The following is a 19,795-nucleotide window of genomic DNA, read 5'->3' on the forward strand; positions in this document are numbered from 1 at the left end:
TGCGCTTCCCGAGTACACCCACCCATCACGGAAGGAGTGTTTCTTGCCAACAAGAGACGAAATCTGTTCGACACTCGAGGCGTACGTAAAGTATCTGGGCAACCATGACGTGGATCAATTGGTGTCGCTCTTCGCGGACGACGCGGTGCAGCACGAGCCGCTCGGCGTGCAGACCTACCGCGGCGTGGAGGAGATCCGGGGATTTGGCACCGAGAATGCGAAGGTCGACTTCACGGTGAGCCGCTACTCGCCGATCACTGTCACCGGCCGCTACGCGGCGATGCAGATCTGCGTGCAGCGTAAGGGCATGTCCGACTTCTTGGCCACCGATCTCTTCGAGTTCGACGAGCACGGCAAGATCGCCTCGCTGAGCGTCGTTCTGGACCCGCAGGCGCACGTCACTGCGCCAGGACAACCATGACTGTGGCGCCACCGCTGCCCGGCTCGACGCAACTGCTCGAGGACAAGGTCGTGGTGATTTCGGGTGTGGGGCCTGGTCTGGGCCGTGCGATCGCACTCCGCAGTGCCGAAGTCGGCGCTGCGGTGGTGCTCGCCGCACGGACCGCTGGACGGATCGAGGAGATCGCCGAGGAGATTCGCAGCGCCGGTGGTGACGCCGAAGCGGTACCGACCGACCTGACCGACTCCGCGTCGATCATCGAGCTGGCCGCGCGGGCCCAGTCGAGGTACGGCCGAGTTGATGTGCTGATACACAACGGGTTTGTGATGCCTGCGCACGGGCGACTGCTTGATGCGGAGATGGGCGCGCTACGCGCAGGTATGGACATCAACCTACTTGCGGCGCTCGAACTCGCCAAAGCCTTCGCGCCCGCGCTGATCGCGTCGACAGGTTCGGTGGTGATGATCAACTCGATGGTGATCCGAAACCAATTCCCCGATCTCGGGGCATACCGGGTCATGAAGACCGGACTACTGGCTCTGGCCCGCAGTCTGTCCGTCGAGTTGGGGCCGCAGGGTGTCCGTGTCAATTCTGTTGCTCCGGGATATATCTGGGCGGACTCGGTCCAGGCAATGTTCGAGGATCAGGCGCAGAAGCGGGGCGTCACGCCGCAGCAGATCTACGACGAAACGGCCTCGGGTACCGATCTGCGGCGCCTGCCTGAGCCCGGCGACATCGCGAACGCAGTGGTGTTCCTGGCCTCTGAGTCTGCGCGAGCCATCACGGGCCAGTGCCTGGACGTCAACTGCGGACAAACCCACCACTGATCAACTCAGACAAGAAAGTACAGATGACAAACGATTACGACGGTATTGGTTCGATGGAGGACCTACATCAGAGCGCAGTCGCCGCCACCGGCTACGACGACTTCGGTGGCGGCGAGTACCGCGCCGGTCTGGAGGTGCTTCTGGGTTCATTCGCGACCGAGGCCGATCTCACCCCGCACGGCCGGTTGATTGCACGCAAGATGATCATCAGTGCACTTTCGGGCCGACTGATCAGTGAGGCGGGATTCGCCCGTCACCCCGAGCACGCCGATGTTGCAGTTGAACGACCCATCTTCGTTTCCGGCATTACGCGAACCGGTAGCACAGCGCTTCATCGCCTGCTCAGCGCCGACCCATCACATCAAGGCGTCGAGATGTGGTTGGCCGAGTCTCCGCAACCCAGACCTGCCCATGGCCGGTGGGCACAGAACAAAGACTTCATGCGATCAGACGCCCTCTATCGCGCACGCCAGGCAAACGAAGCCGACCTGATGAAGGTGCACTTCATGGGAGCCGAAGAAGTCGAAGAATGCTGGCGACTGCTACAACAGACGATGTTGTCGATCTCATTTGAATGTGTCGCCTACGTGCCGTCCTACTCGCGGTGGCTGGCGGAACAGGACTGGACCGCGACCTATGAACGGCACAAGAAGAATCTGCAGTTGATCGGCTTGAACGACACCGATCGTCGGTGGGTGCTCAAGAGTCCGAGTCACGTCTTCGCGATCGATGAGATCATGAAGGTCTATCCGGATGCGTTGATAGTGCGAACTTTCCGCGACCCGCAGACGTCGATGGCGTCGACGTTCAGTCTCGCCGAGCAGGGTAAACACGACATGTCGGATGCGTTCGACCGGGCGACAATCGGCCGTACCCAGCTCGATCTGTGGGCCCGCGGCAATGCAGACTTCAACCGTGCTCGAGCTCGCTTCAACCCGGAACAGTTCATAGACGTGGACTTCAAGGACTTCGTGGCCGACCCGATTGGCACGGTCGAGACCATTTACACGCAATTTTCGTTGCCGTTCACAGATGAAGCGCGCACCGCCGTCGCCGCCTCGCATCAAGCCAGTCTCGCCGATCATCGGCGCCCGATGCATCAGTATTCCCTCGAAGACTTCGGCGTGACCGTCGCCGACGTCGAGGCCAAGTTTGCGGTCACCACCGTATGACGCACCTGCCGTGACCATTTCGACAACAAAAGGACTTTCATGAATGACGTTTGGGAAAAATACTGCGCAGACCTGCTCGATCTCGGCAAAATGTTCGACGACGAGATCGTCCCGCAGGATTCGCTCACGCAGGCCGAGGGCGCACGCTACCTGACCCGGCTGCTGCGCTACGCGACAATCAATTGCGTTGAGTACACGGATCCGCGGTGGCCTCAGTTCACATCGGCGCCCAACCCGAACATGATGACCAAGATCGGCGCCGACAACCCCGACAACATCTATATGCGGGCCAACATATCCGGGAAGTACCGCTACCGGATCACCGGCACCCGCGGCACGGTTCCGCTGGTGACGTTCGGATCGCGCGTCAACCGCTACCATATCGACGGCACCATGATGCAAACCGGTGATCTACATGTGCACGACCTGGAAGTCGATGAGAGCGGCCGGTTCTCGTTCATTGCCAGCGTCGACAAGCCTGCCGAGGGCGCATGGCTACCGATGGCACCGGACAGCAACCTCATCTCGGTCCGGCAGACTTATCGGGATCGTCGTAGCGAATTCCCCGCGGAGCTGGCCATCGAATGCCTGGACCCCGACGGCGTTTTCGAGCCGCTGAGCACCGTAGAAATGGGGCAGCGCCTCGACAAGGCGGTCGCCATGGTCCGGGGCACGGCGGGTACCTTCCTCGAATGGGCCCGTACGTTCCAGCCGGAGCCCAACGAGATTTTCGACCGAGGGCAGGAGACCTTTCAGAACGCCGGTGGCGATCCGACGATCTTCTACTTGCACGGTTACTGGAAGCTCGCCGAGGACGAGGCGTGGGTCATCGAGACCGAGGTTCCGAACTGTGAGTACTTCAACTTTGTGCTGCAGAACTTCTGGGTCGAATCCCTCGACTACAACCGGACGAACATCTATATCAACAACCACACCGCAAAACTGAACGACGACGGCACGCTGACCATCGTGGTGGCGGCGAAAGACCCCGGTTATGGCAACTGGATCAACACCGATTCTCATGCGGAGGGGACGTGGGCCATGCGTTGGATCAAGGCCGATTCGCATCCGATCCCGACATCGAAGGTAGTGAAGCTGTGAGGTCACACTTGTGAGATGGGCACTACCCGCGGCGATGATGGCGGCCGAAGATCTCCCGGCGTTGGCACGCGTCGCCGACGAGTGCGGTTACGACGCGATCGCGATGCCGGACTCGGTGTTCTACCCGGAGACGATCTCGGCTGGCTATCCGTATTCCGCGGACGGCAAACGCATGTGGACCGGCCAGACCCCGATGCCTGATCCCTTGATCGCGATGACGGTGATGGCCACCGTCACCGAGCGGCTGCGTTTCTACACCAACGTGCTCAAGCTGCCGTTGCGGGAGCCACTGCTGGTTGCGAAGCAGGTCGCAACCATGGCGGTCATGTCGAACAACAGGATCGGTCTCGGTGTTGGGTTGTCGTGGATTCCCGAGGAGTTCCGGTTTACCGGCACCGAGATGCGGACTCGTGGAGCCCGCACCGATGAGGCACTCGAGATCCTGAAGGCCGTCTGTGGGGGCCGCGGCCCCGAGTGGGTCGAGTACCACGGCAAGCACTACGATTTCGATCGTTTGATGATGAGTCCGGCTCCGGACCAACCGGTTCCGATCTATGTCGGTGGGCACAGTGAGCCGGCTCTGCGTCGCGCCGCACGGCTTGCAGATGGATGGATCTCGGTCAACACCGACGTTGCAAAACTGCGGGTCGCCATCGATCGACTGACAGAATTGCGTACCGAATATGGTCGTGAAGAGGTGACTTTCGAAATCGATGCCTCACCGACTGATGTCCACGATATCGACGGATACCGGGCTCTCGCCGACATCGGCGTCACCCGGTGTCGGGTGATGCCGTGGCGGCTTTATGATGCCGACCCGACCGATCGCCAGGCAAAACTCGACGCGGTTCGCCGATTTGCCGACGACTGTATGGACAAGACCACATCTGCAGACCACCAGTGAAATCGGTGGCCGGACGGGCGCAGTCACATCGGACGGTTGGGTCGGGTCAGACGGTCATCGCTCCCGTTGGCTGGGATCGTCCGTGTCTGAATCCCCAGAAGTGAGTAACACGTAGGTGTTGCAACATTCTTCACGAGGAGACATCACATGACCGACAGCACGTCTATCAAGCCCATCGCCGAAAAAGACATCAGCCAGTGGGCCTTTGAAGCCGATGTGGTGATCGCCGGTTTCGGCGTTGCCGGCGCGGCGGCGGCGGTGGGTGCGGCGCAGGCCGGAGCCGATGTTCTGGTGCTCGAACGCACCGGGGGATGGGGCGGTGCCGCGGCCATGGCAGGCGGGTTCATCTACATGGGTGGCGGCACTCCGCTGCAGAAGGCCTGCGGGTTCGACGACACCGTCGAGGCCATGAAGGCCTTCATGAAAGCCGCGTTGGGACCCGGTGTCGATGAAGCGAAAATCGACATCTACTGCGAAGGCAGTGTGGATCATTACCACTGGCTCGTCGACGAGTGTGGCGTTCCGTTCAAGGAGAGCTTCTGGGGCGAACCCGGTTGGGAGCCACCGGGAGACGACGGCCTGCAGTACACCGGCGGTGAGAATGCAGCGCCGTTCAACGCGACGATCCCACCGGCGCCCCGCGGCCATGTGCCACAGATGAAAGACAAACACGTCAGCGCCGAGAAGGGTGGCGGCTACATGTTGATGAAGCCGCTCACCGACAAGGCCACCGACTTGGGTGTGAAAGCCGAATACGACATGCGCGTACAGGCTTTGATCGTCGACGAGACGGGACGTGTTGTCGGTGTGCAGGCCAAGCAGTACGGCCACAGCGTTGCGGTTCGGGCGCGCAAAGGCGTGGTGCTCGCCACCGGCAGCTTTGCCTACAACACCACGATGGTCGAGTCGTTCGCGCCTCGACTGATCAATCGACCGGCCGCCTCGATCGAGGAACACGACGGCCGGGCGATCCGCATGTCGCAGTCGATCGGTGCCGACCTGGCGCACATGGATGCCACCGAGGTCGCCTTCTTCTGCGACCCGCAACTGTTCATCCGGGGCATCCTGGTCAACGGACGTGGTCAGCGATTCATCAACGAAGACACCTACCCCGGACGCGTCGGGCAGGCCGTACTCATCGAGAACCAGAACCTGGCATACCTGGTCCTCGACGAGGCTGCATATGAGGAGGCGCTGACACGGCCGACGTCGAGCCCGCAGCTGCGTCGCCAACCGACGTGGGTCGCGGAGACGGTCGAAGAGCTCGAGGCCGAGATGGGTTTGCCCGCAGGCGCTTTGCAGTCGACTGTCGAGCTCTACAACCGGCATGCGGCCGGTGGCGAGGATCCGTTGTTCGGCAAGAAAGCCGAATGGGTCAAGCCGATCGGATCGCCGATCGCGGCGATCGATCTGCGCGGCATGACAGGTGGATTCACGTTGGGTGGTCTGCGCACCAGCGTCGACTCCGAGGTGCTGCACGTCTCGGGTGAGCCGATCCCGGGCCTGTACGCAGCGGGTCGTTCGACTGCGGGCGTCTGCGCCGGTGGTTACGCCAGCGGCGCCTCACTCGGCGATGGCAGCTTCTTCGGACGACGCGCGGGGATCGCTGCCGCGGCCAACTGACGGCCCCGGGGATTCACCGGCGATCTGTGAAGACCGTCGGTGAATCCCGGTGATCCGTCAGTGCAGAGTGCCTCCGTGGGCGGTCCAGTCGAAGGCCGTCAGGGGAGCGCCTGAGCGCAGGGTCTCCGCCAACGCCGGGTTGGCGAGCTGTATGCGTCCGACCGCGATGAGGTCGAACTCGCCGGCGATGATCCGCTTCTCCACCTCGTCGATGTTGTCGACGACGGAGGCAGCTCCGTCTTCGCGACTGTCACGCAGGGTACTTCCGAGACCGACGCTGCCGACGGCCATCGCGTGCGCGCCGGTGAGCTTCTTGGCCCATCCGGCCAGCGATAGATCACTGCCGTCGAAAGCAGGTGTATTGAAACGGCGGTTGCTGGCATCGAACACATCGACGCCGGCATCGGCGAGGGCCCCGAGAACGGTTCCGAGCTCGTCGGGGGTCTCGGCTATCCGTGCGGTGTAGTCCTGTTGTTTGTGCTGGGAAAACCGATAGAAGATGGGAAGCTCGTCACCGATCGCGGCGCGGATCTTCGTGACAACCTCAACCGGGAATCGGGTGCGGGCGAGTAGATCTCCACCCCAGGCGTCGTCGCGGGTGTTGGTTCCGTGCCAGACGAACGAGTCGAGCAGGTAGCCGTGTCCGCCGTGCAGCGCGATACCGTCGAATCCGGCTTCGGCCGCGTTGATCGCGGCTTGCACAAAGGCCTCGATGACGTCGGCGATGTCTTCCTCGGTCATCGGCGTGGTCGTTTGCGTGGCGCGCGCGACGTACTCGTCTGAGTAGGACGTCGTGCCGACAGGGCCCCACAGCCCGGAGGGACGCATCTGCTTGATCGCGGGGTCGACGGGGCGCATGGCTCCCCAGAGCGGACCAACGTGCCAGAGCTGCGGAATGATCTTGCCGCCGGCGGCGTGCACGTCGTCGACAACGGTCTTCCAGCCGGCCAGGGCAGCGTCGCCGTACATGTGCGGCACATCGGCATTGTCCACCGAAGAGGGGTGTTCGATGGCAACGCCCTCGGTCACGATCAGACCGGTGCCACCCTCCGCGCGACGTGTGTAGTAACGGGCGACGTCGGGTCCGGGAATGCCGTCCGGCGAGGACGACCGGGTCATCGGCGACATCGCGATCCGGTTGGCCAATTCGAGGGACCGAATCTTCAGCGGCTCGAAAAGTGCGGAGTGATTGTCAGTCATGGATTCAGAGTCCCTTAATAAAGCGGAAGAAGCGAGGTGACGCGTCGACCCTCAGGCGAGTCAGTTTTCGGTAGCTGATCAGCCACCGTCCGTCCACTTTTCGGTATTCCTCGTGGTAGTGGCCGTAACCGTGAAGGTGGAGTTCTTCGTCACCGTCGTGCCACCACAGCATGTCTTCCATCGCCCAGATTCCCCGGGCGGTGGTGTCGGAGGTCAATTCGATCTCGGGGGTGTGGCCGTGATGGGCGGTCGTGACGCTGACGGGTCCGTCGAGCAGGTTGCGGATCGCCTCGGCCAACTTCTCCTTGCCGACAATGCGGTTCGCGGTGTCGCCGGTGCGGGGTTGCTTGTCTTCGGGCAGCCCGCCCCACGTCTCGCTCACGACGTCGTCGGTGTGTAGCGGTGCGTACTCGTGCCACTGTTTGGTGTCCATGCATCGGAGTCGCGCGGCGAAGACACGCTTGATCTCCTCTATGGCCAGAACAGCTTCGGCAGCCGATAACGAGTGCGGTGGGGGAGAAGCCTGCGACATGAACTAGAGCTTGCGGCCGGTGGCGGGCGAGGGTCAATCGCCGTCCCGCTCAGTGGCAACGCCGCATACCGGCCGCAAGTACTACGGTTCCTCGGCTCAGACGCTTGCCGGCTCGGTCGCCAGCGCGACCTCCTCGAGTGCGGCGACGCTGTAGGCGGCGTACGTCTCGTACGGTCCGCGTCCCGAGAAGTACGGGGTGAGCTGATCGTTGAGTTCTTCCACGGAGAACGCCGAGCCTGCGGCGTCGAAACGGTTCTCCACCTTGGGCGCTTCCATCAACGCGACCATCTTGCCGTAGACCACGAATACCTGTCCGTTGATCTCATCGGACGCGGGAGAGGCGAGGTAGCAGACCAGCGTTGCCACGCGTTCGGGTGCGAGCGGATCGAGCTCGGCGGTACCGGTGTTCTCGCCGAAGGCCTGGGCGGTCATCGCGGTGCGCGCCCGCGGGCAGATGGCATTCGCGCGGATTCCGTAGCGGGACAGCCCCTGCGCCGTCGAGAGTGTCAGCGCGGTGATCCCGGCCTTGGCCGCCGAGTAGTTGGGCTGACCGGCCGCTCCGAACAGGAATGCCTCCGAGGAGGTGTTGATGACCCGACCGAAAACCGGAGCGCCCGCGGCCTTGCTGGCAGCGCGCCAGTGGACGGCCGCCGCACGGGAGGTGGCGGCGTGGCCTTTGAGGTGGACGCGGATCACGTCGTCCCAGTCGGATTCGGACAGGTTGAAGATCATCTTGTCGCGCACGATCCCCGCGTTGTTGACCAGGATGTCGAACGATCCGAATGTGGAAACTGCCGTGTCGACGAGACGCTCACCGAGCGACCAGTCGGAGACATCGCCGGTCAGAGCCACTGCCTGTCCGCCCGCGGCCTTGATCTCCTCGGCAACGACGTGTGCGTTCTCGCCCATGTCGTTGACGACAACAGCAGCACCCGCCTCGGCGAGGGCGAGCGCCTCTGCACGCCCGAGGCCGGCCCCCGCGCCGGTGACGACGGCTGTGCGGCCGGACAGATCGAGTGTTTCCACCATGTTGAGCTCCTCATAGATTGCGTGTCACGCCAAAACTAGTATTCATTCTAGTTTCTGCCAAGCGGGAGAGGGGGTTTCGGGGTCTCACTGAGCAGGACTGAGGGAATTCGACTGCTCGGACCTGCTGCCGGTGCGATCGCCGCGACCCAAGATGCGCAGACCCGCTCACCTGGCGTTTTGGTCGCGGGCGGAGCCGGTCGGCCGACGGCGCGAGCCGGTGCGGCGGGGCGCGGCGGCTGCCTGCCGAACCTCGGTGGGGACGGTATCTCGCTGAGCGAGATCATGTGTCCGGCATCACGTGAGGGGTGTCACATTTCCCTAGCTTGTCTGCCCATCTAACTCGGAGTCGAACACATATGAACCTGCTGCCCCTCTCGTCTGGAGAGGCCGAGCGCGCGCCCCTCACGCGCCAGAAATCGCTGGCACTGCTGGCGGTCATCATCCTGCTTGTCGAGGTCATCCCGCTCGCCTACAACTTCGTCACCCCGGCATTGCCGGAAATCGGCAAACACTTCGCCACGACGGAGGTGGGCTGGGTCATCACGATCGTGACCCTGCTCTTGGGTGCTGCCACGCCGATTGTCGGCAAGCTCGGCGATATCTATGGCAAAAAGCGGGTGATGCTGGTTTGTTCCGTCATCTTCGGTGCCGGCGCGCTGGTGGCCGCCGTGGCACCGAACTTCACGCTGTTCCTCGTCGGTCGCGGCATGCAGGGTGTCGGCATGGCGATCCTGGTACTTGCGTACGGATTGATCCGGGACATCATGCCCCGCAGCATGATTCCGGTCGCAGTGGGTTTTGTTGCCACCGGAATGGGCGCCAGCACGATTCTTGGCCCGGTCATCGGTGGCTATCTGATCGACCACTTCGGTTACACCGGGGTGTTCTGGGCGCAGCTGATCCACGTTGCCGTGGCCGGCATCGCGTTTGCAATCCTGGTGCCTGAATCCACGCTGCGCACGAAGTCGCGACTGGACGTGGTCGGTGCTGCCATCCTCGCCGTCGGCGCATTCGTGGTGTTGTTCGGCCTTGGCAAGATGAACGCCTGGGGATACACCTCCCCGAAGACCCTGCTGTGCATCGGTGTCGGCATCCTGATCCTCGCCGGCTGGCTGTATTACGAGCGCAAGCCGGAGGAACCGCTGATCGATCTGGATCTGCTGTTGCACGCGCCGGTTGCAAAGGCGTTGGCGGGCAGTGCATTTGTACAGTTCGTTCTGATCAGCCACTCGATGCTCATCCCGATGATGGTCATGACCAAGGCCGACCTCGGGCTCGGTTACGGGTTCGGCGCGACCGCTCTGGGTGTGGCGTTCTACACCGTGCCGACCGGTGTCGCATCGATGATCGCCGGTCCGGTCAGTGGGCACCTCAGTAAGCGTTTCGGGCCGGCGCCGATGCTGGCCTTCGGCGGGCTCTTCCTCGCGGTGGGTTCGATACTCATTGCGGTGATGCACGATACGACGCCGCAGTTGCTCGTCGGCCAGTTCGTGATGGGCCTGGGCCTCGGTTCTGCGTCGGCATCGTTGCCCAACCTGATCATGCGCACGGTGCCTGCCGAGGACCAGGGGATCGGCGGCGGCATGCTCAACCTCGCCGGTTCGATGGGCAGCGCGGTAGGCAGTCAGGTGATGCTCAGCATCCTGGCGATCCCCGGCCTGATCCTCATGGGTTCGTACGGGCTGTACCCGGAAAAGGGCTTCGTTTACGCCTTCCTGGCACTGGCGGTGGCCGGAGCTCTCGCCGGCGTCATGGGTGTGTTGCTCCTGCGCAACGCCGGCGCGAAGTTGCAGCCGCCGGTGAAGGCTTCGGGCGCACTCGCCTGACCCCTGATATCTGCTGTGTATAAAGGGCCCGCTCCCGAGAGGAGCGGGCCCTTTGTGCGTCGCGCAATGTCCCCGGCAGTGACCGTAAGATGCTTTCTTAGGATCGCGAACTACCCCCGAGCGGCAATTTCCTCCCGGTCACCGGGACTGCTGCTACGATAATGAGAATTCATTTCAGTTTTGTCGCCTAGGCCTAGCACTGGCCAGGTTTGTTTGGAGGCCCGATGACAGTTGACACGGCTACAACCGCCCCTGCAGGAAACCCACGGCGCGATCTGCCGCCGTCGATGGTCGAGCGCATGACACTCATCCTCGACGCGTTCGACGGTCCGACAACTCGACTGACACTCGAGGAAGTCGCCTGCCGCACGCAGCTGCCACGCTCCACGGTGCATCGGATCCTGGATCAGTTGGTCCGTTTGAACTGGGTGGAACATGCCTCGTTCGGCTACAGCCTGGGGCGCCGGGCCATCGGACTCGGTGGTGGCGACGGGGGACATGCCCAACTTCGTGAAGCGGCAGCACCGCTGTTGCACGACCTGCACATGCAGACCGGAATGGTGGTGCACCTCTCTGTGCTCGACGGCAGCGAGAGTGTCTACCTGGACAAGGTCGGCGGACGATTTGCCGCCATGCTGCCTTCCCGAGTCGGAGGCCGTGCACCGGCATATTCCACGGCCGGCGGTAAAGCGATGCTGGCCTGGATGGACCCGGAGAGAGTCGATGCCCTGTACCCGCATCTGCTGAAGCGGTGCACCGAACGGACCATCACCGATCTCCCGACGTTGCATCAAGAACTCAACCGCATCAGGCAAGGCAGCGGTCTCGCGTTCGAACGCGGGGAGTCGGTGCGCGACGTGGCGTGTGTCGGTGTCGCGATCCGCAGCTACGACGGTCCGGTCGCCGCGATCTCGCTCTGCGGTGATGCGCGCACGTCACAGCTCAAAAGGGTTGCGCCGCTGGTTGTGCACGCTGCCCGAGAGGTGTCGAAAATCCTGTACCCGGAAGCAGATAGTCCGCGACGCACTCGCAAGACCGTGGCCGCGCCTGAAAAGACCTGGTCGTCTGAGGCGCTCGACCGGCTTCTGACGGTCGAGTCGGAGCAATGGCTCTAGTGCAGTTACGACTCTGGTACAGCAACGGCTCTGGTGCGGCAACCGATCCAGCGCAGGCAGGCTAGGCGCGTAGCAGCGTCGAGGGGGCCTCGATCCCGAACTTGCCCCGGAAGAAGATCAAGGGACGTTCCTCGGTCACCGACTCGAACTCGAGCACGCGGCCGATGACCACGTCATGATCGCCTGCGGTGTGGACGTCATGAATCTCGGCGTGCACCCGCATCAGCACGTTCGGCAGGGATGGGGTTGTCCACTTCGACATCTCCCACTCGAGCTCTTCGTATTTGCGGCCGGCGCTACCGCCGAACCGCGCACAGAGGTCGGTCTGCTCCTCGTGCAGCACGTTGATGCTGAACCGTCCGGAGTTGCGGATTCGGGGCCAGGACCGTCCGCGGTGGTCGGCGCAGAACAGGATCAGTGGCGGGTCGAGCGACACCGACGCGAACGACTGACACGCGAACCCGATCGGGCCCTCGTCGTCCATGCCCGTCACGACGGTCACGCCACTTGCGAACTGGCCAAGTGCGCTTCGCATCTCGGCCTGTGACATCGTTTCGATCGACATCTGATCCACCTCCGATTCCGTTGTGTGGTCGAGGATTCGACTCCAGCTGACGACTCCGAGCGTATGGCCGGTCTCTTGGCACCCCGTGGCTTCGTCTCGCTGAGTGGAAGAAGGCGAAGATGGTCAGTTCGCCGCCGATGACCGATCTCGCTCAACGGGACGATTTCTGTGAGCGGCGTTACGTTCTGGCAACGTCTCTTTCATGACCACAGACGTGAGTTACGAGGGCACTCGGAGGGAGCTCCAGTCGAGTCTCGGGGTGCTGCGGTATCACGAGGCCGGAGACGGTCCTCCGCTGTTGCTGCTCCATGGATCCGGCCCAGGTGTCACAGGATGGCGCAACTATCGTGGTGTGCTCGCCGATCTGGCTGAGCACTTCCGTTGTCTCGTACTGGAATTCCCGGGCTTCGGCGTGAGTGACCCGGGCGACGGGCATCCGATGGTGATGGCGCAAGCGGCCGTTGGCCATTTTCTCGATGGTCTCGGACTCGGCGCGGTCGACATGATCGGCAACTCGATGGGTGGCATCATCGCGACCAAGGTCGCGCTCGATGAGCCGCAGCGGGTCAGCAAGCTTGTCACGATCGGCGGCATGGGGAAGAACGTCTTTTCGTCGGGTCCCAGTGAAGGCATCAAACTGCTGATGGAGTTCACCGACAACCCCACCCGCGACGGTCTCGTCCGCTGGTTGCTGTCGATGGTCCACGACCCGGCACTGGTGACTCCGGAACTGATCGAGGAACGGTGGGCCCTCGCGACCGAACCGACCACCCTCGAGATCGCGCGACGGATGTACAGCAGCAAGGCATTCGGCGCGAGTATGGCCGCTGCCGCCGCCTCTGATGCGACGCCGTACTGGGCGCGGCTGGCCAAGATCACCGCGCCGACGCTGCTCACCTGGGGTCGCGACGACCGGGTCAGCCCCGTCGACATGGCCATGCTGCCGATGCGCGACATCCCCAACGCCGAACTCCACGTATTCCCCAAGTGTGGGCACTGGACGATGATCGAGGCCCGCGAGGCCTGGCTCAGCGCAGTGCTGGCATTCCTCACCCGTACAGACAGGACACCACGATGACGGATAACCGGATGACGGACAACCCGATGGCGGACAACCTCAACGCACACGAGGACTTCGACCATCTGGTGGACTTCCTCATCGTCGGCAGCGGCGGCGGTGGCATGGCCGCCGGCATCACTGCTGCCCACCGCGGTCTCGACACCCTCATCATCGACAAGGGCCGCAAGTACGGTGGTTCAACCGCGATCTCCGGTGGCGGGATCTGGATCCCCAACGCCCCTACGTTGCGCGCCAAAGGTGCGGTGGACAGCCGTAGTTCGATCCGTCGCTACCTCGACGTGATCACCGAGGGGAAGGTTCCCGCGGATCGTCTCGACGCCTTCGTAGACAAGGGTCCGGAGCTGATGGAACTGCTCGAGGCGAGCCCTCACATGAAGCTGTACTGGGTCAAGGGCTATTCCGACTACCATCCCGAGCTCGAAGGGGGTAGCGCACTGGGACGCACCATCGAGTGCAAGCCGTTCGACACCCGGGCGCTGAAAGAAGACGAGAAGTTCCAGCGTCCGAACAGCATGAAGGGCCCAATGGGTCTGTGGGTGACCTCGAAGGATTACCACGATCTGGCCATGGTCAAGCGGACATGGGCAGGGCGTAGGGCATCGCTTGTCGCGGCTTGGCGCGTGTCGTCCAACGTCATCCGGCGTCGGCACATGGCAACCGGTGGCCGCGCGCTGGTCGCGCGGATGCGAATGGTGCTCAAGGACGCCGGTGTTCCGTTGTGGCTCAAGACGTCCATGACGGAGCTCATCACCGACGACCGCGGCACCGTCATCGGCGTGGTCGTCGATCGTGATGGCCAGACAGTCCGCATCGGGGCCCGTAAGGGTGTGCTGCTGGCGACCGGCGGATTCGACCACAACGAGGAAATGCGCGCCAAGTACTTGCCGGAGAACGGTGCACCCGACATCAGTGCGGGAGCCAGGGAGAACACGGGCGACGGCATCATCGCCGGCCAGCGCCTCGGTGCCGCCGTCGACCTGATGGACGACGCCTGGTGGATGCCGTCGGTGTTCCACCCTATGGGTGCGGTCATCCCACTGGTGTCCGAGCGCTGCATTCCCGCCTCGGTCATCGTCAACAGCACCGGCCGTCGGTTCACCAACGAATCGGGACCGTACGTCAACTTCGTTCACGATCAGCTCGACGGCGGCCACGTACCTGCCTGGTTCATCATGGACACCAAGGCCAAGAATCGGTACCCGTTCGCCCAGGTGCTGCCGAATGTGCCTTTCCCGCAGGGTTTCTATGACTCCGGTGTCATCCACAAGGCCGATACGCTGACCGAACTCGCCAAGGCAGTGGGGATTCCGGCCGAGGAACTGACGAAGACCATCGAGCGGTTCAACGGATTTGCCCGTACCGGTAAGGACGAGGACTTCGCCCGCGGCGATAGCGCCTACGACCGGTACTACGGTGACCCGACCATGAAGAACCCGAACCTCGACGAGATCGTCAAGGGACCGTTCTACGCGATCCGTTGCGAAGCGGGCGATCTGGGGACCAAGGGTGGTCTGGTGTGTGACGCGGACAGCCGGGTGCTTCGGGAAGACGGCAGCGTCATCAACGGTCTGTACGCCACCGGCAACACGTCCGCCTCGGTGATGGGCAACGAGTACGCAGGTGCCGGAGCAACCATCGGTCCGTCGATGGTGTTCGGATACATCGCGGCCCAGCACGTGGCCGAGGCAGAGCGCAACAGCGCCGTAGACGTGGCGGCCGGCTGATACGCGAGTTCGCGTACCGACGAAGTCCCCACTGACACAACCATTGCCCAGGCGTTAGCCGGGGTACTGAACAAGAAAGCCGAGAAGACCATGGGCCAGGTTCTGGACAACATTCAGCAGTTCGCCGAGGAGATCCGCGCCGAGGGCGCCGAGGGCGACAGGCTGATGCAGCTGTCGGATACCGCGGCGAAGCGCTTGCGTGACTCCGGTGTGATCCGCATGCTGCAGCCGAAAGAGTACGGCGGCTTCGAGTCGCATCCGCGTGAGTTCGCCGAGACCGCAATGGGTATCGGCGCCATGGATGGCGCAACCGGCTGGGTGAGCGGCATCGTCGGGGTACATCCCTGGGAACTGGCCTTTTTCGATCGCAAGGCGCAAGACGAGGTCTGGGGCGAGGATCCCGACATGTGGATGGCCTCGCCGTACGCGCCGATGGGTGTGGCGAAGCCGGTCGACGGTGGCTACATCCTCAATGGTCGCTGGTCGTTCTCGTCGGGTACCGATCACTGCGGCTGGGTCATGATCGGTGCCACCGTCGGCGACCAGGACGGCAAGCCGTTGATGCCGCCGCAGCATCTGCATGTGCTGCTGCCGCGGGCGGACTATGACATCGATCAGGACAGCTGGAACGTGGTCGGGTTGCGCGGCACCGGCAGCAAGGACCTGATCGTCAAGGACGCGTACATCCCGACCTACCGCACCCTTTCGGCCAAGAAGGTCTTCGACGGTTCGGCGCCAAAGGAGTTCGGGCGCACCCAGTCGCTGTACAACTTCCCGTTCTCGTGCATTTTCCCGCTCGGCATCACCTCGTCGCTGATCGGTATCGCCGAAGGTGCGCTGGCCTGCCACATCAACGCTCAGCGTGAGCGGGTCACGGTGTCGGGCACAGCGATCAAAGAAGATCCCTACGTGCTCTTCGCCATCGGTGAGGCAGCGGCGGAGATCGCGGCATCTCGGGCGGCGGTCCTCGACACCGTCGACCGGTTCTGGGACATGACCGAAAAGGGTCAGGAGATCTCGTTCGAACTGCGGGCCATCGGCCGTCGCAGTCAGGTCAGCGCGGCCTGGCGTGCGGTGCGGGCCGTCGACGAGATCTTTGCGCGCTCCGGCGGCGGAGCCCTGCAGCTCGGGACCCCGATGCAGCGGTTCTGGCGCGATGCCCACGCCGGTCTGGCGCACGCCATCCACGTGCCGGGTTCGATCTACCACGCCTCGGCGCTGACCCAGATGGGCGGCGAACCACAGGGCGCCCAACGTTCGATGATCTAGTGCCGCACCACCGAAAGGTTCTTCCATGACTGACATCCGAGCACTCGGATACCTCCGGGTTCAGACCTGCGATATCGACCGCTGGCGCGAACTCACCGTCGATGGCCTTGGCATGTCGATCGGCTCGGGTCCCGAACCCGACGGTCTCTACCTGCGGCTCGATGAACGGCGCGCCCGCATCATCGTGTTGCCAGGCGAGAGCGACAAGGCGCTGGCCATCGGCTGGGAGGTGCGTGACCAGTTTGCGCTGCAGCGTGTGCGCGAAGCGGTCGAGAAGTCCGGGATCGCGGTCGAGACCCTCTCGGAGGAGGAGTCGCGTTACCGTGACGCCGAGCAGGTCATCGCATTCGACGACCCGAGCGGAACGCGGACGGAGATCTTCTTCGGCGCCGTGCTCGACCATAGCCCGGTGGTCACGCCGCACGGCGGCCGATTCGTCACGGGTACAGAAGGTCTCGGCCACGCGGTGCTTCCCACATCGGCGTTCGACGAGACCTACGCCTTCTACACCGAGGTTCTCGGATTCCTGCCGCGTGGTGCCATCCGACTCGGTGGTCCCGACGCACCCGGCCCGGCCCGTCGCGTGCGGTTCCTTGGCGTCAACCAGCGTCACCACAGCCTCGCGCTGTGCCCGGCGCCGGCGAGCCAGGATCCCGGCATGGTGCACCTGATGGTCGAGGTCGACACCCTCGACGCGGTCGGTCAGGCCCTCGATCGGATCAACAAGCTCGGCTTCAGCCTGTCCTCGACGCTCGGCCGCCACACGAACGACAAGATGGTCTCGTTCTACGTGCGCGCACCCGGTGGCTGGGACATCGAGTTCGGCACCGAGGGCATGCTGGTCGACGAAAGCTATTACACGGCAGAAGAAATCACTGCCGACAGCTACTGGGGCCACGACTGGTCCGGATCAGAACCGCTGGCAGCATTCATGCCACCGGCGAAGGGCTGATCGGCGGCACAGACAGACACAGGTGGCCGGAGATCGCGGGTGAACAACCTTGCGGTCTCCGGCCACTTTTGCGTGTCAGGGCAATCAGCCCCTCGGGTGTTGGATTCGCATGGATCCACCATGCTCCAGAAACAGGTCTGCCCGACTCGTCGTCAGACGAGCCGGGCAGAACCGCGGGAGGTACGGCGTCGAAGTCAGCGACCGAGTAGCTTGCGCATACTTTCGGCGGCGCCCTTGACAAGCTTGGCGCGAGGGAAACCGTTGCGTTTCTGAGCGGCCTCGTAGTTGCCGCCCGCAACCCACAGGGGACCGTCAGCGAGGTGTTCGAGTCCCTCGCGCGCAACATCTTCGGGCTCGGCGACGTTCATGCCGGGGATGTCGAAGTTCAACCCGGCCCGAGCCATGGCAGGGGTCCGGGTGACACCCAGTACGAGTTCGACCACGTGCACACCGAACGGCTCGAGTTCGAGCCACAGACTCTCGGCGAAGATGCGGCCGAAGGCCTTTGACGCAGCGTAGATGCTCTGATGTTCGGCACCCATGTAGCCCGACAGTGAACCCAGCAGCATGATGCCGCCGCGCCCACGGTCTTTCATCTTTGCGCCGAAATGGTGCGAGAGGGTCAGCTGCGAGGTGACGTTCAGGTCGATCACGCCCTGGAAGCCGGCCAGATCGCCGGTGACGAACTCGTGGCCGTAGCTGTTGGCTCCGGCGTTGAAGATCAACAGCCCGACCTCGACGTCATCGGTTGCCTGACGGATCTGGTCGAAGGCGTCGGTGGCCAGAAGATCGAGTTCCAGGGTACGGACCTCGACCCCATTGGAACGCGCGTGCTGAGCGGTTTCCTCGAGGGGGCCGGGCTTCCGGGCGATCAGCACCAGGTTGATACCCGCCTTGCTCAGTTCGTCGGCGAACGACGCGCCGACACCTTCGGAACCGCCGGCGATCACCGCCCACGGACCGTAGTAACTCTTGTCGATCAAGACATGCTCCTTCAAAATCTGCGTTGCCGGGCAATTCTCGCGTGCCGGCGGACTATTCAGTGCAACGAACCGAGCGGCCGAACCGGTGTGGTGTCGAGTATCGCAACCGAACCTGCGCGCGCGCCGGCTTCGATCGCCTCGGTCAGGAAGTGGCACCGTTCGCGCGGAGCGCCGGACCGGCGGGCTGCGCCGGTCTGGTCACCGGAGAAATCCCGGCATGCACTGCGGGCGGCGGGGTTCCACTGCACCGAGGTGTGTTCCCAACTGTTCTTCTCGACCAGGACCTCGGCTGCGCACTCAGTGCACTGCAACGGCTGCATCGGTGCCTGCGGCGTTTCGTTCGAGATTTGCTGCCACTTCCTTCTTCCACGACTCGACCGCACGGGTCGTGTCGAGTTCGAACTCGAAGCGTTCGGTCATCTCCGGTGTCACGTCGGCGATATCGACGTAGAACTGGTCGTACCACCGGCGGAGCTGGTAGACGGGTCCATCTTCTTCACAGAGCAACGGGTTCTCGATGCGCGTCTTGTTCTTCCAGATCTCGATGTCCTGCTCGAAACCCTTGGCGATGAAGACGCCGAAGTTCTTGGCCATCTCGTCGGCGGCGTCGCCCTCGAGGTGGCTCGACTTCTTGACGATCATGCCGTACTGCAACACGAACTTGTCGGCGCTGACCGGGTAGTGGCAGTTGATCAGGACCGACTCGACGTCATGGTCCTCGTACTGGTACACCAGGTCGTCGACCATGAAGGAGGGGCCGAAATATGTTGCTTCCGAACGGCTCCCCAGCATGCGGGGCTGACCGGCGGCGTGCGGGCGCATGTCTTCACGGGCCTGGCCGCGCATGAACTGGCTGGCGACGTGACCCTCGAAGACGTTCTTGAAGAACGTCGGGAACGAGTAGTGCACGTAGAAGAAGTGTGCCATGTCGACAATGTTGTCGACCACCTCGCGGCAGTTGGTGTCGACCTCGATCCGGTACCAGACCCAGTCCGACCACTCGTCGCTGAGCGCGCCCTCGATGCGGGGGATGGTGACATCGGCCGGCGGGGGATTGCCCTCGGGATCGTGCCAGACGAACAGCATGCCGTCCTGGTCGAGCACCTTCCACGACCGTGTCTTCGCCACGGGAGGGACCCGGCGCGCGTACGGGATGTTCTTGCAGCGGCCGTTGGCGCCCCAACGCCAATCGTGGAACGGGCAGGCCACCTCGTCACCCTTGATGGTGCCCTGGCTCAGGTCACCGCCCATATGACGGCAGAACGCGTCGAGGATGGCCAGCTCGCCGTCGCTGTTGGCGAACACCACCAGCTTGGTGTCGAAAGCCTGGACCGGATGCGGCTTGCCGTCCCGGAAGGAATCGGAGAGGCCGAGGCAATGCCAGCCTCGGGCGAAACGCGCGGGCGGGGTCCCGGTCTCGATTTCGCGGATCTCGACTGATTCGGACTGCGGTGTGGTCACGATGCGTCCGTCCTTTCCATGGAGAGTGTGG

19 protein-coding genes are annotated in these 19,795 nt (G+C 63.3%); 12 read left to right on the forward strand and 7 right to left on the reverse strand.

From position 1 onward, the window contains the following. The first annotated feature begins 43 nt into the window (after positions 1–43). From AC1TQG_RS14450 to AC1TQG_RS14475, 6 genes are all read left to right on the forward strand, one after another. Positions 44–421, forward strand: coding sequence for a nuclear transport factor 2 family protein (locus tag AC1TQG_RS14450; protein WP_482137957.1), 378 nt, complete (start codon positions 44–46; stop codon positions 419–421). Then, entirely contained in the window at positions 418–1,227 is an 810-nt protein-coding gene (locus AC1TQG_RS14455) for an SDR family oxidoreductase (protein ID WP_482137959.1), read from the forward strand. Before AC1TQG_RS14450 ends, AC1TQG_RS14455 begins: the two co-directional genes overlap by 4 nt. Positions 1,228–1,250: 23 nt before the next feature. Then, a complete protein-coding gene (locus AC1TQG_RS14460) occupies positions 1,251–2,399 on the forward strand; it encodes a sulfotransferase family protein (RefSeq protein WP_482137961.1) in 1,149 nt (382 codons plus the stop codon). Positions 2,400–2,438: 39 nt separating this feature from the next. Beyond that, positions 2,439–3,500, forward strand: coding sequence for a DUF1214 domain-containing protein (locus tag AC1TQG_RS14465; RefSeq protein WP_482137963.1), 1,062 nt, complete (start codon positions 2,439–2,441; stop codon positions 3,498–3,500). Between the two features lie 10 nt (positions 3,501–3,510). Then, entirely contained in the window at positions 3,511–4,404 is an 894-nt protein-coding gene (locus AC1TQG_RS14470) for a TIGR03619 family F420-dependent LLM class oxidoreductase (RefSeq protein WP_482137965.1), read from the forward strand. Between the two features lie 147 nt (positions 4,405–4,551). Further along, the gene (locus tag AC1TQG_RS14475) at positions 4,552–6,027 is read left to right on the forward strand and encodes an FAD-dependent oxidoreductase (RefSeq protein WP_482137967.1); all 1,476 of its coding nucleotides are present in this window, start codon (positions 4,552–4,554) and stop codon (positions 6,025–6,027) included. Between the two features lie 57 nt (positions 6,028–6,084). Here the strand turns inward: AC1TQG_RS14475 and AC1TQG_RS14480 are convergent, their stop codons facing one another. From AC1TQG_RS14480 to AC1TQG_RS14490, 3 genes are all read right to left on the reverse strand, one after another. After that, entirely contained in the window at positions 6,085–7,227 is a 1,143-nt protein-coding gene (locus AC1TQG_RS14480) for an NADH:flavin oxidoreductase (protein WP_482137968.1), read from the reverse strand. Positions 7,228–7,231: 4 nt separating this feature from the next. After that, the gene (locus tag AC1TQG_RS14485) at positions 7,232–7,759 is read right to left on the reverse strand and encodes a nuclear transport factor 2 family protein (protein ID WP_482137970.1); all 528 of its coding nucleotides are present in this window, start codon (positions 7,757–7,759) and stop codon (positions 7,232–7,234) included. A 96-nt stretch (positions 7,760–7,855) separates the two neighbouring features. Further along, entirely contained in the window at positions 7,856–8,788 is a 933-nt protein-coding gene (locus tag AC1TQG_RS14490) for a 3-oxoacyl-ACP reductase (RefSeq protein WP_482137972.1), read from the reverse strand. A gap of 356 nt (positions 8,789–9,144) precedes the next feature. Here AC1TQG_RS14490 and AC1TQG_RS14495 point away from each other — a divergent pair, with 356 nt between their 5' ends. Both AC1TQG_RS14495 and AC1TQG_RS14500 read left to right on the forward strand, forming a co-directional pair. Continuing rightward, positions 9,145–10,614: an MFS transporter gene (locus AC1TQG_RS14495; RefSeq protein WP_482137974.1), complete on the forward strand. Its 1,470-nt coding sequence runs from the start codon at positions 9,145–9,147 to the stop codon at positions 10,612–10,614. Positions 10,615–10,838: 224 nt separating this feature from the next. Continuing rightward, positions 10,839–11,729: an IclR family transcriptional regulator gene (locus AC1TQG_RS14500; protein ID WP_482137976.1), complete on the forward strand. Its 891-nt coding sequence runs from the start codon at positions 10,839–10,841 to the stop codon at positions 11,727–11,729. Positions 11,730–11,790: 61 nt separating this feature from the next. Here AC1TQG_RS14500 and AC1TQG_RS14505 read toward each other — a convergent pair whose 3' ends face one another. Beyond that, positions 11,791–12,294 carry a flavin reductase family protein gene (locus AC1TQG_RS14505; protein ID WP_482137978.1) on the reverse strand — a complete coding sequence of 168 codons (504 nt, stop codon included), beginning with the start codon at positions 12,292–12,294 and terminating at the stop codon, positions 11,791–11,793. Positions 12,295–12,496: 202 nt separating this feature from the next. Here AC1TQG_RS14505 and AC1TQG_RS14510 point away from each other — a divergent pair, with 202 nt between their 5' ends. The 4 genes from AC1TQG_RS14510 (at position 12,497) to bphC (ending at position 17,320) form a co-directional block, all read left to right on the forward strand. Continuing rightward, positions 12,497–13,372, forward strand: a complete 876-nt coding sequence (locus AC1TQG_RS14510; protein WP_482137979.1) for an alpha/beta fold hydrolase — start codon at positions 12,497–12,499, stop codon at positions 13,370–13,372. Positions 13,373–13,383: 11 nt separating this feature from the next. Continuing rightward, positions 13,384–15,099, forward strand: a complete 1,716-nt coding sequence (locus AC1TQG_RS14515) for an FAD-binding protein (protein ID WP_482137981.1) — start codon at positions 13,384–13,386, stop codon at positions 15,097–15,099. Positions 15,100–15,189: 90 nt separating this feature from the next. Beyond that, complete coding sequence (locus AC1TQG_RS14520; RefSeq protein ID WP_482137982.1) at positions 15,190–16,368, forward strand: acyl-CoA dehydrogenase family protein; 1,179 nt, start codon at positions 15,190–15,192, stop codon at positions 16,366–16,368. 25 nt (positions 16,369–16,393) lie between these two features. Continuing rightward, positions 16,394–17,320, forward strand: a complete 927-nt coding sequence (gene bphC / locus AC1TQG_RS14525; RefSeq protein WP_482137984.1) for a biphenyl-2,3-diol 1,2-dioxygenase — start codon at positions 16,394–16,396, stop codon at positions 17,318–17,320. Positions 17,321–17,514: 194 nt separating this feature from the next. On the opposite strand, the gene AC1TQG_RS14530 is transcribed toward bphC, so the two are convergent. The 3 genes from AC1TQG_RS14530 to AC1TQG_RS14540 are packed head-to-tail and all read right to left on the reverse strand — an operon-like array spanning position 17,515 to position 19,764. Further along, positions 17,515–18,303: an SDR family NAD(P)-dependent oxidoreductase gene (locus tag AC1TQG_RS14530; RefSeq protein WP_482137986.1), complete on the reverse strand. Its 789-nt coding sequence runs from the start codon at positions 18,301–18,303 to the stop codon at positions 17,515–17,517. Between the two features lie 56 nt (positions 18,304–18,359). Beyond that, positions 18,360–18,623, reverse strand: a complete 264-nt coding sequence (locus tag AC1TQG_RS14535) for a hypothetical protein (protein ID WP_482137988.1) — start codon at positions 18,621–18,623, stop codon at positions 18,360–18,362. Then, positions 18,601–19,764: a 3-ketosteroid-9-alpha-monooxygenase, oxygenase component gene (locus AC1TQG_RS14540; protein ID WP_482137990.1), complete on the reverse strand. Its 1,164-nt coding sequence runs from the start codon at positions 19,762–19,764 to the stop codon at positions 18,601–18,603. The genes AC1TQG_RS14535 and AC1TQG_RS14540 overlap by 23 nt, the downstream gene beginning before the upstream one ends. Between the last annotated feature and the right edge of the window lie 31 nt (positions 19,765–19,795).

Source organism: Williamsia sp. Y844 (genome assembly GCF_056786475.1).